Source organism: Tenacibaculum aestuarii (assembly GCF_964510395.1).
GTDB classification, from domain to species: domain Bacteria; phylum Bacteroidota; class Bacteroidia; order Flavobacteriales; family Flavobacteriaceae; genus Polaribacter; species Polaribacter aestuarii.
Genome location: NZ_CAZEFY010000003.1, coordinates 134,329 through 149,904, shown reverse-complemented (window position 1 = coordinate 149,904; position 15,576 = coordinate 134,329). Strand labels below are relative to the sequence as shown.

Annotated in this window: 13 protein-coding genes; 5 read left to right on the top strand and 8 right to left on the bottom strand. The window is 31.6% G+C overall.

Annotated features, from left to right (window positions below):
• Positions 1–30 precede the first annotated feature (30 nt).
• Positions 31–1,269 carry a peptidase T gene (gene pepT / locus ACKTSU_RS06730; RefSeq protein ID WP_408035611.1) on the top strand — a complete coding sequence of 413 codons (1,239 nt, stop codon included), beginning with the start codon at positions 31–33 and terminating at the stop codon, positions 1,267–1,269.
• 283 nt (positions 1,270–1,552) lie between these two features.
• Positions 1,553–2,758 carry a diaminopimelate decarboxylase gene (gene lysA, locus ACKTSU_RS06725; RefSeq protein ID WP_408035610.1) on the top strand — a complete coding sequence of 402 codons (1,206 nt, stop codon included), beginning with the start codon at positions 1,553–1,555 and terminating at the stop codon, positions 2,756–2,758.
• Positions 2,759–3,009: 251 nt separating this feature from the next.
• Here lysA and ACKTSU_RS06720 read toward each other — a convergent pair whose 3' ends face one another.
• The 4 genes from ACKTSU_RS06720 to rpsF all read right to left on the bottom strand — a co-directional run bounded on the left by ACKTSU_RS06720 (position 3,010) and on the right by rpsF (position 7,432).
• The gene (locus ACKTSU_RS06720) at positions 3,010–6,222 is read right to left on the bottom strand and encodes a TonB-dependent receptor (protein WP_408035609.1); all 3,213 of its coding nucleotides are present in this window, start codon (positions 6,220–6,222) and stop codon (positions 3,010–3,012) included.
• Between the two features lie 106 nt (positions 6,223–6,328).
• Positions 6,329–6,775: a 50S ribosomal protein L9 gene (gene rplI, locus ACKTSU_RS06715; RefSeq protein ID WP_408035608.1), complete on the bottom strand. Its 447-nt coding sequence runs from the start codon at positions 6,773–6,775 to the stop codon at positions 6,329–6,331.
• 15 nt (positions 6,776–6,790) lie between these two features.
• The gene (gene rpsR / locus ACKTSU_RS06710) at positions 6,791–7,087 is read right to left on the bottom strand and encodes a 30S ribosomal protein S18 (protein WP_028892048.1); all 297 of its coding nucleotides are present in this window, start codon (positions 7,085–7,087) and stop codon (positions 6,791–6,793) included.
• A 3-nt stretch (positions 7,088–7,090) separates the two neighbouring features.
• Positions 7,091–7,432 (bottom strand): 30S ribosomal protein S6, encoded by a 342-nt coding sequence (gene rpsF / locus ACKTSU_RS06705; protein ID WP_408035607.1) that lies wholly within the window; start codon positions 7,430–7,432, stop codon positions 7,091–7,093.
• A gap of 123 nt (positions 7,433–7,555) precedes the next feature.
• On the opposite strand from rpsF, the gene ACKTSU_RS06700 reads away from it, so the two are divergent.
• Positions 7,556–8,452 (top strand): sterol desaturase family protein, encoded by an 897-nt coding sequence (locus ACKTSU_RS06700; protein ID WP_408035606.1) that lies wholly within the window; start codon positions 7,556–7,558, stop codon positions 8,450–8,452.
• A 15-nt stretch (positions 8,453–8,467) separates the two neighbouring features.
• Here ACKTSU_RS06700 and ACKTSU_RS06695 read toward each other — a convergent pair whose 3' ends face one another.
• From ACKTSU_RS06695 to ACKTSU_RS06680, 4 genes are all read right to left on the bottom strand, one after another.
• On the bottom strand, positions 8,468–9,529 hold the full coding sequence (locus tag ACKTSU_RS06695; protein WP_408035605.1) for a hypothetical protein: 1,062 nt from the start codon (positions 9,527–9,529) through the stop codon (positions 8,468–8,470).
• A 66-nt stretch (positions 9,530–9,595) separates the two neighbouring features.
• Positions 9,596–10,387, bottom strand: a complete 792-nt coding sequence (locus ACKTSU_RS06690; protein WP_408035604.1) for a hypothetical protein — start codon at positions 10,385–10,387, stop codon at positions 9,596–9,598.
• On the bottom strand, positions 10,374–10,934 hold the full coding sequence (locus ACKTSU_RS06685; protein WP_408035603.1) for an RNA polymerase sigma factor: 561 nt from the start codon (positions 10,932–10,934) through the stop codon (positions 10,374–10,376). Before ACKTSU_RS06685 ends, ACKTSU_RS06690 begins: the two co-directional genes overlap by 14 nt.
• 265 nt (positions 10,935–11,199) lie before the next feature.
• On the bottom strand, positions 11,200–12,570 hold the full coding sequence (locus ACKTSU_RS06680; protein ID WP_408035602.1) for a TPM domain-containing protein: 1,371 nt from the start codon (positions 12,568–12,570) through the stop codon (positions 11,200–11,202).
• 157 nt (positions 12,571–12,727) lie between these two features.
• Here ACKTSU_RS06680 and ACKTSU_RS06675 point away from each other — a divergent pair, with 157 nt between their 5' ends.
• Together ACKTSU_RS06675 and ACKTSU_RS06670 are read left to right on the top strand one after the other, a co-directional pair.
• Complete coding sequence (locus ACKTSU_RS06675) at positions 12,728–14,944, top strand: RelA/SpoT family protein (protein WP_408035600.1); 2,217 nt, start codon at positions 12,728–12,730, stop codon at positions 14,942–14,944.
• A 162-nt stretch (positions 14,945–15,106) separates the two neighbouring features.
• On the top strand, positions 15,107–15,556 hold the full coding sequence (locus ACKTSU_RS06670) for a Fur family transcriptional regulator (RefSeq protein WP_028892056.1): 450 nt from the start codon (positions 15,107–15,109) through the stop codon (positions 15,554–15,556).
• Positions 15,557–15,576 lie beyond the last annotated feature (20 nt).

The following is a 15,576-nucleotide window of genomic DNA, read 5'->3' as shown; positions in this document are numbered from 1 at the left end:
AGCTATTTTTGAGGCTTTAAAAATACTACGATGAACAAACAACATATAATCGACCGATTTATTAAGTATGTAACTATTGATACTGAAAGTGATCCTAACAATCCTGCTTTTCCTAGTACTGAAAAACAATGGGACTTAGCCAAAGTTCTTGAAAAAGAATTGAAGGAAATAGGAATGGAAGATGTTGAATTAGATGAGAATTGTTATTTAATGGCAACGTTACCTAGCAACTTAGATTACGAAGTACCAACTATTGGTTTTGTTGCTCATATTGATACTAGTCCTGATTTTACAGGAGCTAATGTTAAGCCTCAAATTCATGAGAATTACGATGGTAAAGATATCTTATTAAACAAGGAAGAGAACATCGTTTTATCTCCTGATTATTTCGAGGATTTATTACAATATAAAGGTCAAACGATCATCACTACTGATGGAACTACTTTGTTAGGTGCTGATGATAAAGCTGGTGTTACTGAAATCGTTTCTGCAATGGAGTACTTAATCCAACACCCAGAAATTAAGCACGGTAAAATCCGTATTTGTTTTACTCCTGATGAAGAAGTTGGTAAAGGAGCTCACATGTTTGATGTTGAAAACTTTGGAGCAGAATGGGCTTACACTATGGACGGAAGTCAGATTGGAGAATTAGAGTATGAAAACTTTAATGCTGCTGGAGCAACAGTTACTATTAATGGTAAAATTGTACACCCAGGTTACGCGAAAGGAAAAATGATTAACTCTATGTTAATTGCAAGTGAGTTCATCAATGCTTTACCTGAAGACGAAGTGCCAGAAAAAACTACAGGTTACGAAGGTTTCTTCCATTTACACCACATGCAAGGTGAAGTTGAAAAAACTACTTTACACTATATTATTAGAGATCACGACATGGATCAATTCAATAATCGTAAGCAAGCTATGTTAGATTTAGCTGAAGTGTTGAATGCTAAACGTGGACAAAAATTAGTTTCTGTTGAAATTAAAGATCAATATTTCAACATGAAAGAAAAAGTAACTCCGGTAATGCATATTGTTGATATTGCTGAAGAGGTAATGAAAGATATGGGAATTACTCCGTTAATCAAACCTATTCGTGGTGGTACTGATGGTTCTCAATTATCATACAAAGGATTGCCTTGTCCGAACATTTTTGCTGGTGGACATAATTTCCACGGGCGTTATGAATACGTTCCTGCAGAAAGTATTGTAAAAGCTAGCGAGGTTATTGTTGGTATAGCTCAAAAAGTAGCTGTAGAGTTTAAATAATCAATCGCTTCTTATTTATATAAAATCAAAAACTCTAGCTGCAGCTAGAGTTTTTTTATGATATTTTTACCCCTTTAAAAAATATCATTTTGTTTGAAATAAATCCCCTTAATTTTATTTCACCGCAAATATGTACCTTTTTAAAAAGCTTAGAAACAGGAAAATTCCCTTTTACCTATCTTAAAAACCCCTTATTTCACAAAAAAACACAAATTTGTATATTTCTTTTATTTAATTTTTTGCCTAGTACCTCCTATCTATTTTTGCGGCAAATAATTATCAAATGAATAGACGAGACCTTTTAAAGTTGACAGATAAGTATCAGTCTCCTTTGTATGTTTACGACACTGAAAAAATCATTTCTCAATACAAGAAGATTACCTCTGCATTTTCAAAAGTGAAAAATGTAAAAATTAATTATGCAGTAAAAGCGTTATCAAACATTAATATATTGAAGGTGTTTAATAAGCTTAATAGCGGATTAGATACAGTTTCTATTCAAGAAGTTAAATTAGGTTTATTAGCTGGATTTGAACCTCATGAAATTATCTATACCCCTAACGGTGTTTCTCTTCAAGAAATAGAAGATGTTGCTAAGTTAGGTGTTCAAATTAACATTGATAATTTATCTATTTTAGAATTATTCGGACAAAAGCATCCAACAATACCTGTGTGTATTCGTATCAATCCACATGTTATGGCAGGTGGAAATAGTAAAATATCTGTTGGGCATATTGATTCTAAATTTGGAATTTCAATTCACCAAGTACCTCATATAAAAAGAGTAGTAGAAAATACAGGAATGCATATTAATGGAATACACATGCATACTGGTTCTGATATTTTAGATATTGATACTTTTTTACGTGCTTCTGAGATTTTATTTGACGTAGCTAAGCAATTCGAAGATATTGACTTTGTAGATTTTGGTAGTGGATTTAAAGTTCCTTACAAAAAAGATGATATCTCTACTAATATCGAAGAGTTAGGAGAAAAACTATCGACTAGATTTAATCAATTTTGTAAAGGTTATGGTAAAGATGTAACCCTAATGTTTGAGCCTGGAAAGTTTTTAGTTAGTGAAGCTGGTTATTTCTTAGCTAAAGTAAATGTGATTAAACAAACTACTTCTACTGTATTTGCAGGTATTGATAGCGGTTTAAATCATTTGATTCGCCCAATGTTTTATAATTCATACCATCAAATTGAAAACATCTCTAATCCAAAAGGAAGAGAACGCTTTTATAGTGTAGTAGGTTACATCTGTGAAACAGACACCTTTGGGTCTAATAGAAGAATTAATGAAATTTCTGAGGGAGATGTTTTATGTTTCCATAATGCAGGAGCTTATTGCTTTTCTATGGCATCTAACTATAACTCTAGATACAAACCTGCTGAAGTTATGATTTATAAAGGAAAAGATTACTTAATTAGAAAAAGAGAAACTATAGAAGATATTCTTAGAAATCAAGAAAATATCACATTATAATAAAAATTAAAAGCTCTGACCCAAAAAGGTCAGAGCTTTTTTAAAATATAATCAACCCCTCAAAGACTATATTTTAAAACGTTGTAATTAAAGTCCCCTATCTTTATTTACATTACAAATATCATTGAAATATTTTATAATTATCATAGGAAAATCCCCTTTTCTATAAAAATAACACCCTAAAACAACAAAACAGCCTTTAATTTTAAAAGCTGTTTCATGGTTAAATTAAAATATTTTAAAGTTTGTGTTTAGAAAATATATCGTAAACCTAACTGCATTTGCCATCGAGATAATAGACTTGAATCATAACCGAACGTTTTATTTGAGTTAGGTGTAAATGAATATGTTGGAGCTTGTGAATAATCAGGCACATAACTAGCAGGATCTGTATTCGCAGGATCAACATCTGGGAATCTGATACCTAAAGGTTGTAAATTATTAGGTTGTTGAACAACTCCCCAATCAGAATTTATTAAGTTTCCTACATTTAAAATATCAAGACTTAATTGTATCGTATTTTGTTTTTTATCTGATACATTGAAATTAAAATCTTGTAAGATTTTTAAATCCCACTTTCCTCTCCATGGAGCCAACGCTCCATAACGCTCTACATACTGCCCTCTTCTATCATTCAAATAATCGTCTTGTTGAATATAATTTTCAAAAGCATCTGCTTGTGCTGCATCACTAAACTGCATTTGATTAATTTCAGAGCTTGTAGGCACGTATAATAAATCGTTTACTGCAGAACCGTCATTATTAATATCACCACCATATGTATAGTTAAATCTTCCTCCTTGTGCATATTCAAAGAAAGTAGAAATAGTTGTAGCAAACTTCTCACCTCCATATGTAAATTTCTTAGATGCAACTCCAATAATTCTGTGAGTATCACCATATTTAGAATATGATAATACATCATTATTAGCATTTCCTACTACTGGATTAAAAGCAAAAGCATCACCTGTAATTTCTGCTTCAATAGAGTTCACATCTTTAGCGTTTAAGTAATTATATGCCACACTAGTATATAATCCATTATCAAACGTTTTTTGAAGTTTAAAAGAAGCATTCCAAACACGACCTTTATCAGAGTTTGTAAACACATAAGCATTGTTTCCTTTATCACTTCCATTATATATTTCTCTATTATCAAAAGGTGTATTTAAAGTAGCACTAGGCTCTCTTAACCCCCAGTTTTGTACATGTGCTCCATTAATATCTTTTGTATAAGAAATGTCTGTAGTAGCTATAATTCCATTTTCGAACTTCCAATCCAAACCTAAGTTTGTTCTCCATACTTGAGGAAACTTAAAATCTGGGTCTACTAGTTGGAAGAAACCATCGTCAGCCCCACTCACCTGATTTCCAATCCATACAAAAGGTAAACGTCCTGTAAACACCCCAGAACCTCCACGAAGTTGCATTGTATTATCTCCATGAGTATCCCAATTAAAACCTACTCTTGGTGAAATTAACCATTGATTTGTTGGCATTTTAGTTGAAAGTAATTCTTGTTCTTCTCCCGTGTTTGGATTATAATATAATACTGAATTATTTCTAGTAGCTCCATTATCAGTATCTATATACTTTTGAATTAAACTTGAAGTATCAAAATACAATGGTTTATCAAATCGAATTCCATAAGTTAATTTAAAATTGTCGTTCACCTCCCATTCATCTTGCACATAAAAAGCAAGCTGACCTACGTTTAATTCAGATAGTTTCCATCCTCCATCCACACCCACTCCCGCAGCGTTTAACGCATTATACCTACTTTGTGCATATGCTAAATTAGTTGCTAAAATACCATTTGGGTCAGCTGCATCGTTTAAAAAGTTAGCTACACTTGGGTATGGTCCTCCAAAACCAGGTATATTAAACGTTCCTCTGTAAGGAAATGTTCCGAAGTTATCGTAAGCCGCTAGATTAAATGAATTTTTAAACTCAAACTTTTCAAATGAGAAACCAACTGTATAGGTATGATCTCCTTTAAAGAAGTTCATATTGTTCGTTAACTGAAAAACTCGTTGATCTAATGTATTGTGGATAGAAAATGGCTCATGACCAGCTATGATATAATTACTACCACTACCATCTTCTATCGAAATTACTGGTGCTGGTGCCGATAATGGGTTTCTAAAATCATCAAAATGAGAATATCCTATTTGTAATTTATTGGTTGTTGTTTCCGATAAATTTGAATTCAACTCTAATTGGAATGAATTTAAGTTATTATTAATTTCATATCCAGAGTTTTCAAACTGTAATGTAGTAAAGCTTGGTCCTCTATTTCCTAAAGCAGTAGGATGTGCAGGAGTTTCTTTTGAAGCTCTTAAGAAGTTGTAAATTAAGGCTAATCTATTTTTGTCATTAATATTCCAATCTAACTTAAAAATTCCTTTGGTAGATTCAGAACCATAAGTAAATCCTTCATAAGCTCCTGTATTATATCCTAAAGTAGCTAAAGCGTCTCTGACAGCTATTAAATCTGATTCCGACACTCTTGATTCATTAATAGCTCCACTTCCAGTGTTTGGTACCCATCCTGCTGTACCTAAATCTTCACGATCATCTTTTTCAAAATTAGCAAAAAAGAATAATTTATCTTTTATTATAGGACCTCCTAAACTAGCTCCGTATTGACTTTGGCTCAACTTAGGTTTTACAACATCTTGCCCTTTTATTTTACCTCCTGTCATATCCTGATTTCTAAAGAAACCATATACAGTACCTGTAAATTCATTGGTTCCACTTTTAGTAACCGCATCTACTGAAGCACCTGTAAAACCTGACAAGGTTACATCATAAGGTGCCGTTGAAACAGATATTTGCTCAATAGCATCTAATGAAATTGGTTGAGAGCCCGTTTGCCCCCCTGGTGTTGGAGAATCTAATCCAAAAGGGTTATTAAAAATAGATCCGTCTAAAGAGAAATTATTAAACTGATCATTTCTACCTCCGAAAGAATTTCCACTAGCAGTTGGTTCTAAACGTGTAAAATCTGCTGCTGAACGAGAGATAGTTGGTAGTGTTTTCAATTGGATAGCACTTACACTAGTTTGTGCTCCTGTTCTATCATTATTAAAAACTGTACTTCTGGTTGATGATATAACAACTTCTTCTAATTGTTCTCCATCTTCAGCTAAGATACCATCTATATTGGTGGTCTTACCCAGCGTTAAATAAACGTTAGTTACTTCTTGAGATTCAAACCCTATATAACTAAATGTTACTTTATAAGGCCCTCCTACTCTTAAATTAGGAATGGTGTACCTACCATTTTCTTGAGCTACTGCTCCTGATATAGTACCCGTAGGTTCATGTAAAACCACAATGTTAGCTCCAAACAATGGTTCTCCTTGACTGTCTGTTACAATTCCTTTTATTTTTGATGTAGTTATCTGGGAAAAGATGGATAAACTCAAAAAAACAAAAGAGAATACTAATAATTTTCTCATAATAGTACTGATTTTGTTTATGTTACATCTCAAATTTAAGAAATAAAAAAATCCGCTCGACTGAGCGGATTTATACTTTATTAACAGGTATTTAACAATTTAGTTACTATTCAGCAACTACTTCAAATACGATGTCAGCTACAACAGTTCTGTGTAAACGTACAGCAGCGTTGTATTTTCCTAATCTTTTTACGTTACCTCCAGTAACTTTGATAAATTTTTTATCGATTTCAGTACCGGCTTTTACTAAAGCTTCTGCAACATCAATGTTGTTAACTGAACCAAATAATTTATCACCTGAACCTACTTTAGAAGCTATTTTGATTTCATATCCTTTAATAGTTTCTGCTAACTTGTTAGCATCTTCTATTAATTTAGCTTCTTTATAAGCACGTTGCTTTAAATTTTCTGCTAATACTTTTCTAGCTGAAGAAGTAGCTAAAATTGCATATCCTTGAGGTATTAGGTAGTTACGTCCGTAACCATTCTTAACAGTTACGATATCGTCTTTAAAACCTAAGTTTTCTACGTCTTGTTTTAATATCAATTCCATGTTTCTACTTCTTTATTATTTTAACATATCTCCAACGTATGGCATTAAAGCTAAGTGACGAGCTCTTTTGATAGCTTGAGCCACTTTACGTTGATATTTTAATGATGTTCCTGTTAAACGTCTTGGTAAAATTTTACCTTGCTCGTTTACTAAATACATTAAGAAGTCTGCATCTTTGTAATCGATGTACTTAATACCGTTTTTCTTGAAACGACAGTATTTAGCTTCTTTCTTAGTTTCAATATCAAGCGGAGTTAAGTAACGTACTTCCCCTTGCTTATTTCCTTTTGCTTGTTGTTCTATAGATGCCATTTCTTACTTTTTTGCAGATTTAACACGTTCTCTTCTCTTTTCAGCCCAAGCTGCAGCATGTTTGTCTAACTTTACAGTTAAATAACGCATAACGCTATCGTCACGTCTAAACTCTAATTCAAACGGAGCAATTGCATCACCAGCTACCTTGTACTCAAATAAGTGGTAAAATCCACTTTTTTTCTTTTCGATTGGATAAGCTAACTTCTTTAAGCCCCAATCTTCTTTAGAAATCATTTCTGCACCTTTAGAAAGTAAATAGTCCTCAAACTTCTTTACTGCTTCCTTTATCTGAGTTTCAGATAAAACGGGATTCAAAATGAAAACAGTTTCGTAATGATTCATAATTAAATTATTTAAAATTTATTTTTAAGCCTGCAAATATACTGCTTTTTACTGCATAAACAAACTCTTAGCTTTAAATAATTTCATGATTTTGTGTATGTTTGTAACTAAACGACCTTATTTATGCAAATTCCTGAAATCCCTAACCTAATTCATTACGCTATTCCATTCTTTATTTTAACAGTAATTATTGAAGTTATTTTAACCATTAAAATAAAATTAGAAGATTATGAATTTAAAGATGCTGCTACTTCAATTACTATGGGGTTGGGTAATGTTTTTGTAGGATTGCTTACTAAAGGAATTATTCTGGGTGTATTTCTGTTTTTATATCAATATCGTTTATTCACCATTCCATTTGCTTGGTGGTCATGGATTATCATATTATTTGCTGAAGATTTTGCTTACTATTGGAATCATAGAATTGCACATGAAAGTCGTTTATTTTGGGCTAGTCACGTAGTACATCATTCTTCAACAAAATACAATTTAAGCACTGCCTTACGTCAAACATGGTCTGGAAGCTTTTATACCTTTATCTTTTGGGCTCCGTTAGCTATTATTGGTTTTCATCCTCTAATGATACTAACTCAAATGAGTATTAGTTTACTATATCAATACTGGATTCATACTGAATTGATTGACAAAATGCCTAAATGGTTTGAAGCTGTTTTTAATACGCCTAGTCATCACCGAGTACACCATGCTACCAATCCACAATATTTAGACAGAAATCACGCTGGAATTTTTATTATTTGGGATAAACTCTTCGGTACTTTTGAACCAGAAGTTGAAAAACCTGTATATGGTTTGGTAACAAATATTAACACCTATAACCCTGTAAAGGTTGCCTTTATTGAATGGTACAACATGTTTACCGATGTATTTAAAAGTAAAACTTCTGTTGGAAAAAGGCTTTTATATTTTATAAAACCTCCTGGATGGAAACATGATGGAACAGGAAAACTTTCTACCGATTTACGTAAAGAGTGGGAAGAAAATAAAAAAGGAGAAGTTTAAACTTCTCCTTTTTTATTAATTAATATCAAATCGAACTCCTAATGAAATATTTCTTGTATCTGTATCTTTAAATAATGGGTTTAAATCATACTTAGCGTATAAGCCATAGCCTTTATATGCTATAAAAGCACTTAATCCGTAGTTGATTGTATTCATATTAAAGTTATCTTTTTGAACCTCTTCGATCATAACTCCTTGAGCATTTCTATATTCTAAATACTGACGTGTTCCCAATTTAAATCCGAAGAAACCTCCTACCCCTAAACGAAAAGCTTTATGAGTTCTATCTACTACTTCTCCATCAGAATACTTTTTATTTTTAGAGAAGTCAAACTCCAAATGCATAGGAAATGTCATCTGTACATGACGTAATCTACTTTCTGAAAGTTGATCAGGATGAATACTCAAATTTGTTTCTTCTCCATTCACTATATGATATTGATTATTTTCTGCTCTTAAATTATTCCACAGAAAAGAAACCCCATATTTAAAATACGTTTTGGATGGTTCTTTAGTAAAACGTGTTTTAAATGTAAATCCTAATTCATAAAAATGTGATTGCCAAAATTTGTATTCAGAATCATTTAACGAACTAAACTCATTATTAGTCAACACATTGTTTACCCCTAAAGCAAACACTATTTGCGAGGTTGTTCGTTTCTTTCTTCTCTTCCTTTCTTTATCAACTTCATCTTTAGAAAGATCTAATTTAAACTCTGCTCCTGCTATTCTAAAAGTACCAACATTGGTATCTTCTTCACTACTTAATACTTTACCATCAATTTTATCTTGCACCAATTGTTGTAAGTTTTGTTCTTGAACAGAAACTTCTCTTTCTATTTGTTCTGCATGATATTGAGCTGCTTCCTTTTTCAACTTTACAGCTTCATCAATCGTTATTTTATTACTTTCTAATTGAGCGTTGATTTCTTTCACTTTCAACTTTAATGAATCTTTGTGCTGTTGCGTGATTTTATCAATAGTATTTGATATTTTTTTCACTTCTTTTTCAAATACTTTTTCTTGAGAATGGGCAATAGTTGTTACAAACAACACTAATAATAGTATTCTTTTCATCTTTGTAATTTTAAATTAAACTGATAATAATTTTGGTGATTTAATTATCGATAATTGGTAAGCGCTTTATTTATTTCTATCGACAATTGCTACTGCAATGTCTGATATTTTTAGTTTTAGTTTCTGCATGAAGTCTCCGTTATACTCTTCATCATCAATTGTTCTTTCTACCTCTGCTAAAATGGTATTAGGGTTAATTTTAAAATCAGATTTTTTCAATTCATCCTCTATCGTTTTTAACACATCTTCACGTTTCACTTTATGCCTTGCATAATATTCTTTAATTTCTTCCGAATTATGAGTTACTGCAAATAATAAATCGTTACTATTTACTTTTATTCTTGAAGTAACATTCTTCTTTGTTTCTGTTGAAGAATTCTCATCTATCAAAGCTATTACATCTTCTTTAGGTAAACCTTTTTCTTGAATTGGTTTAAATGCTATTTCTTCTTTGTATTCATTGATGATAACTTCAGTTTTATTATCCGTATTTAGGATTTGGTTTTCTTTCTTCGGAAAAATTTCTTCCTCTTTTTCTTCAACCTGTACAATAGCTTCCTCAGTACCATTTATCAACCCCTCTATTTTAACATCATCTATTTTTAAGGTATCTATGGAAGTTTCAACAATTGTTTCCTCTGGTTTTTCGGTATTAGAATTCATAAAAAAAGAAAATCCTACGCTCAATAACAAAACAACACTTGCAGCATAACCAACATATAAAAACCAATTTCTTTTCTTTTGATTTTGATGTTCGTCTAGTTGAGAACTCAGGCGTTCCCATGCTGATGAAGAAGGTGAAAACTCTCTGTTTTTGAGTTTATCAGCTATTTGTTTATCTATCTTATTTGTTGACATCTTTAATTTGATTCATTTCACAATAATTTGTTTGCAACCATTTACGAGCTTTAAATAATTGCGATTTAGAAGTACTTTCAGAAATTTGTAACTTTTTGGCTATTTCTGAATGTTTATAACCTTCAATAGCATATAAATTAAATACTAATTTATAGCCTTCAGGAAGTGTATCTATGAGTTTTTGAATATCTTCTACCGAAGTATTCTCTAAACTTTCGGTAGCTGCATCGTTAAAAACAAACTCCTCATCTGATAATTGAATAGGATTCTTTTTTTGTAAATAGCTTATACACGTATTTACCATAATTTTACGAATCCATCCTTCAAAACTTCCTTCTCCTTTAAATTTTTGTAAGTTGGTAAAAACCTTAAAAAAGCCTTGTAACATCAAATCTTCTGCATGATGTAAATCTTTTACGTATTGCCTACAAACACCTAACATTTTAGGTGAATACTGTTCAAACAATTGCTGTTGCGCTTCTCTGTTTTGCTCAGTTGCCTTTTTTATAAGCTTCGCTTGTTTGTTATGCAGTGAAATAACTTTCAATTTCTTTTTTATAGTTTTTATTGCCTTACAAATATATAGACTAGTAAAATTGAAAAAAGGTTGCCTGAAGAAAAAAAACCTCCAGCTTTTTTTGAATGCTGGAGGTTCGAATATCATCTTTAAATGATATTTCAGGGGGGGACTTGTCTTTTAAAGTCAGCTCCTCTGAATTATACCACAAATTTATAGCATCTCTGTAAATATTCTTACAGGAAAAAACCTAGATGTTTCTATTTTTAAGATTATTTTAATAATAATGAGTGTTTTACCAGCTTACTCCTGCTCCACCACCTCCTGAACTTCCACCTCCAAAACTTGATGACGATGAGGATGATGACCAAGATGATCCTCCTGAACTAGAAGAACTACTAGATCTTTCTAATCTTGGGATTATAATAGTTTTACTTTCTTGATAGTTACAGTTCTTGCATAAATAATCTTCTCTTTTTTCACCACTAGAATCATAAGTTGCCTTATATATGATCTTTGTACTTATTATTCCATAGGTTTTATATCCACACTGTTTACAATTTGTATATTTTCTACTAGAACCTTCATATTCGAGAATTAAAATATCACTTTCATCTTCTGTTACCCAAACATCATATTCTTTAGATTTAATTTTCTCTTCGAGAATTTGCTCTTTTTCTAAGAAATCATTTTCAGCCCATTCACTCTTTAAATGAAATTGTTTTCCGTTCTTTTTACTGAAACGTGGGGAAAAACGATATAATTTAAGTTTAGATTTTACATGCCTATTAATAAAATACAAGGGAAAAGGAAATAAAAAAAGCAAACAGCCTAAACCTAGCTTACTCATATCTTGGTATTTGTCATACAGGTCTTCTTTTGACACATCTATTGACCTTGCTTTAATAACAAACCAACCTCCTATAAATAAACTAACTATTGAATAAAAAAGTAGATATATGAAAAACGGATTCTTAAAAAAACTCGTTTCTTTTTCATTGTAATAATTAATATTCTGAGCATAAATTTCATCAATAACATCAGGATTGTCTAATATTTCTTCTATTCTAGAAGCAGCAGCTAACATCCCTTTACCAAATTCACCTTGTTTAAAATAAGGAACAACTTCATCTGTTCCTATTCTATGACAAACAATATCTGTTAAAATAGGCTCTAATCCATACCCTACTTCAAACTCTGTTCTTCGTTGGTCTATTACTGTTAAAATTAATAATCCATTATCCACCTCCTTATCTCCTATTCCCCATTCTTCAAATAATTTTACAGCAAAGCTTTTAGGTACTTCTTGCCCTATGCTTTTAACAATTACTACAGCTATTTGAGCTGTTGTTTTTTGTTCTAACTCCCATAGTTTTAAATTCAACTCTTGTTCATCTAGAGCATTAATATAGTTATTAGGGTCAGAAATAAATCCGTTAGCACCATTCTTCTTCGGATTAGGGATCTCTTTAACAGAAAAGACTTCTTTTTGTTCGTATACTGGTGGAATAAAACTTTTTGGATGACTTAGTTGTTCTTGGTTTTCTTCTTTTGTTTTTTCTTGTGACTGCTTTATTACGATCTCCTCTTCTTCAACAACCTCCTGAAAGCTATATACTTGAAAAGATATTAGTAATAATATAAAATTTAGAACACACTTTTTCATCTCTTAATCTTTAATATATTTTTCTGTTTTCTTCATTTTTTGGGCTTATAAAAGTAATAAGTTTACAGTAAACATTTACTCTTAAAACTTGCTCAATATAATTCTTTGTACTACTTTTATTTTAGATCATAATAAAACAAACAAGAGCTTTTAGTGTATGAGTTATAATGTAACGATAGAAGAAGAGAACAAAGAGATAGCTAGCAGGTATAAAAACTTATTAAAGGGTACGTATCAAACTTTATCTGAAGACGATAAAAAACTGATTCGTAAAGCTTTTGATATTGCTGTAGAAGCACATTCTAAACAGCGAAGAAAAACAGGAGAACCCTATATATACCATCCTATTGCCGTTGCCAAAATTGTTGCTGACGAAATAGGCTTGGGTGCTACTTCTATTGCTGCAGCTTTACTACACGATGTTGTTGAAGACACGCATTATACTATTGATGACATGGAGCGTTTGTTTGGAGAAAACATTGCCCGTATTGTTAGTGGTTTAACTAAAATATCTAACTTAAAACAAGAGCAAGACTACTCTATACAAGCAGAGAATTTTAGAAAAATGTTACTCACATTACATGATGATGTTCGAGTAATTCTTATCAAAATTGCTGATAGATTACACAATATGCAAACAATGGATTCGATGCCTCCTCACAAACAGGTAAAAATAGCATCTGAAACCTTGTACATTTATGCTCCTCTTGCACACCGTTTAGGTTTATACAATATTAAAACTGAATTAGAAGATCTAGGATTGAAATACACTGAACCAGATGTATACCAAGACATTTTAACTAAAATTAAAGAAAGTAAAGAGGATCAACAAAAATATATCGACAGCTTTACGGGTATTTTAAAAGAGGCCTTAGATAAAGAAGGTTTTAAATATGAAATTAAAGGACGTTTTAAATCAATTTTCTCTATTCGTAGAAAAATGCGAAAACAAAATGTAACTTTTGATGAAGTATACGACAAGTTTGCCATTAGGATTATCTACCATCCTTCTTCTGGTGATGAAAAGTTTGATGCTTGGAAAATATACTCGATTGTAACAGACTTTTTCAAACCAAACCCCGCTCGTTTACGCGATTGGATTTCTCAACCAAAATCTACCGGATACGAAGCATTACATATTACCGTAATTGGTCCACAAGCAAAATGGGTTGAAGTACAAATTCGTTCAGACAGAATGGATGAGATTGCTGAAAAAGGATATGCTGCCCATTTTAAATACAAACAAGGTAATGTTCAAGAAAATGGTTTAGAAGGTTGGTTAAACCGTTTAAAAGAAAGTTTAGAAAACCAAAGTTTAGATGCTGTAGATTTTGTTGAAGATTTTAAACTTAATCTTTACGCTAAAGAAATTTATGTTTTTACACCAAAAGGAGACTTAAAATCACTTCCTAAAGGAGCTTCTGCGCTAGATTTTGCGTTTTCTGTACATACCGATGTAGGACTAAAATGCCGTGGTGCAAAAGTGAATGGTAAATTAGTTCCGTTGAGCTACGAATTAAAAAGTGGTGATCAGGTAGAGGTTCTTACTGCATCTAATAACAAACCGAATGTTCGTTGGTTAGATTTTGTAATAACAGCTAGAGCACGAGCTAAAATTAAATCTGCCTTAAAAGCGGAAGAAAAGAAAATAGCTGAAGAAGGTAAGGCTATTTTACAACGAAAATTACGTCACTTAAAGATTAATGCTACCGAGAAAGTTATACATGAACTAGCTAGCTATTTTGGATTAAAAACCAGCTTCGATTTATTTTACCGTGTTGGTAATGGCGCTATAGATAATACACAACTTAAACAGTTTGTTGCTCAAAGAAGTAGTAGCTTTATGGGTTTTATCAAAAGTACCTTCCGCCGCACTCCTTCTAAAGAAATTTTAGAAAAAGAAGAAGTAACGAATCAATACGATGCTTTAGTTTTTGGTAAAGAAGAACAAACGTTGGATTACACACTAGCAAAATGTTGTTCTCCAATTCCTGGTGATAAAGTTTTTGGTTTTGTTACTATTAATGAAGGAATTAAAGTTCATAAAAATGATTGTCCGAATGCAATTTCTTTACAGTCAAATTACGCCTACAGAATCATGCCTGCAAAATGGATTGATTCTACTAAGCAAGAGTTTACTGCTATTTTACACCTTTCAGGTATCGACAACAAAGGAATTGTAAACAATATTACCAAGATAATTTCTAACAGTATGGATGTTTTTATTCATAGTATTAACATCTCTGGAGATAATGGAGTTTTTGATGGAAAACTATCGTTAAGCGTAAAAAATAAAAACCAATTAGAGAAGTTAATAGGTAACATGAAAAAAGTAGAAGGTGTTCAAAAAGTTGAACGTGTTAATACTTTGTAAACATCATTTTAATATCGTTGTTTTTTTATCAAGAAATAAACGTAAATTTGCCCTTTAATTCAAATCGCAAATAAGCGTATGTGATTTTTATTAAAGATACATTTTAATAAGTACAAATATTTGAATCGTATATCTCACCTAGTGAGTAAAATTTTAAAATAAATGAGTAATTCAGCAGAAAATCAAGAAATTGTAAAAAAAGTGTTTACTTCTTTTCTAGAAGAAAACAAGCATCGTAAAACACCTGAACGTTATGCTATTTTACAAGAGATTTACGATGCTGATGAGCATTTTGATATAGAATCTTTGTATATTAAAATGAAAAACAAAAACTATCGTGTAAGTAGAGCAACGCTATACAATACGATGGATTTGTTATTGGATTGTGGATTGGTTCGTAAACATCAGTTTGACGGACAATCAATGGCGCGATATGAAAAAAGTTACTTCGATAAAAATCACGATCATGTAATTCTTACAGATACTGGTGAAGTAAAAGAGTTTTGCGACCCACGAATTCAAATCATCAAAAAAACAATTGAAGATGTTTTTGATATTGATATTCACAATCACTCACTTTATTTCTACGGAACAAAAAGAAACAACAAATAAAAACATACACTTAACAACAC

Coding starts and splice junctions, on each gene's coding strand:
- ACKTSU_RS06675 (WP_408035600.1), top strand. CDS start 12,728: ATGAGTTATAATGTAACGATAGAAGAAGAGAACAAAGAGATAGCTAGC.
- ACKTSU_RS06670 (WP_028892056.1), top strand. CDS start 15,107: ATGAGTAATTCAGCAGAAAATCAAGAAATTGTAAAAAAAGTGTTTACT.
- ACKTSU_RS06680 (WP_408035602.1), bottom strand. CDS start 12,570: ATGAAAAAGTGTGTTCTAAATTTTATATTATTACTAATATCTTTTCAA.
- ACKTSU_RS06720 (WP_408035609.1), bottom strand. CDS start 6,222: ATGAGAAAATTATTAGTATTCTCTTTTGTTTTTTTGAGTTTATCCATC.
- ACKTSU_RS06700 (WP_408035606.1), top strand. CDS start 7,556: ATGCAAATTCCTGAAATCCCTAACCTAATTCATTACGCTATTCCATTC.
- ACKTSU_RS06695 (WP_408035605.1), bottom strand. CDS start 9,529: ATGAAAAGAATACTATTATTAGTGTTGTTTGTAACAACTATTGCCCAT.
- rplI (WP_408035608.1), bottom strand. CDS start 6,775: ATGGAATTGATATTAAAACAAGACGTAGAAAACTTAGGTTTTAAAGAC.
- ACKTSU_RS06690 (WP_408035604.1), bottom strand. CDS start 10,387: ATGTCAACAAATAAGATAGATAAACAAATAGCTGATAAACTCAAAAAC.
- rpsR (WP_028892048.1), bottom strand. CDS start 7,087: ATGGCATCTATAGAACAACAAGCAAAAGGAAATAAGCAAGGGGAAGTA.
- pepT (WP_408035611.1), top strand. CDS start 31: ATGAACAAACAACATATAATCGACCGATTTATTAAGTATGTAACTATT.
- rpsF (WP_408035607.1), bottom strand. CDS start 7,432: ATGAATCATTACGAAACTGTTTTCATTTTGAATCCCGTTTTATCTGAA.
- lysA (WP_408035610.1), top strand. CDS start 1,553: ATGAATAGACGAGACCTTTTAAAGTTGACAGATAAGTATCAGTCTCCT.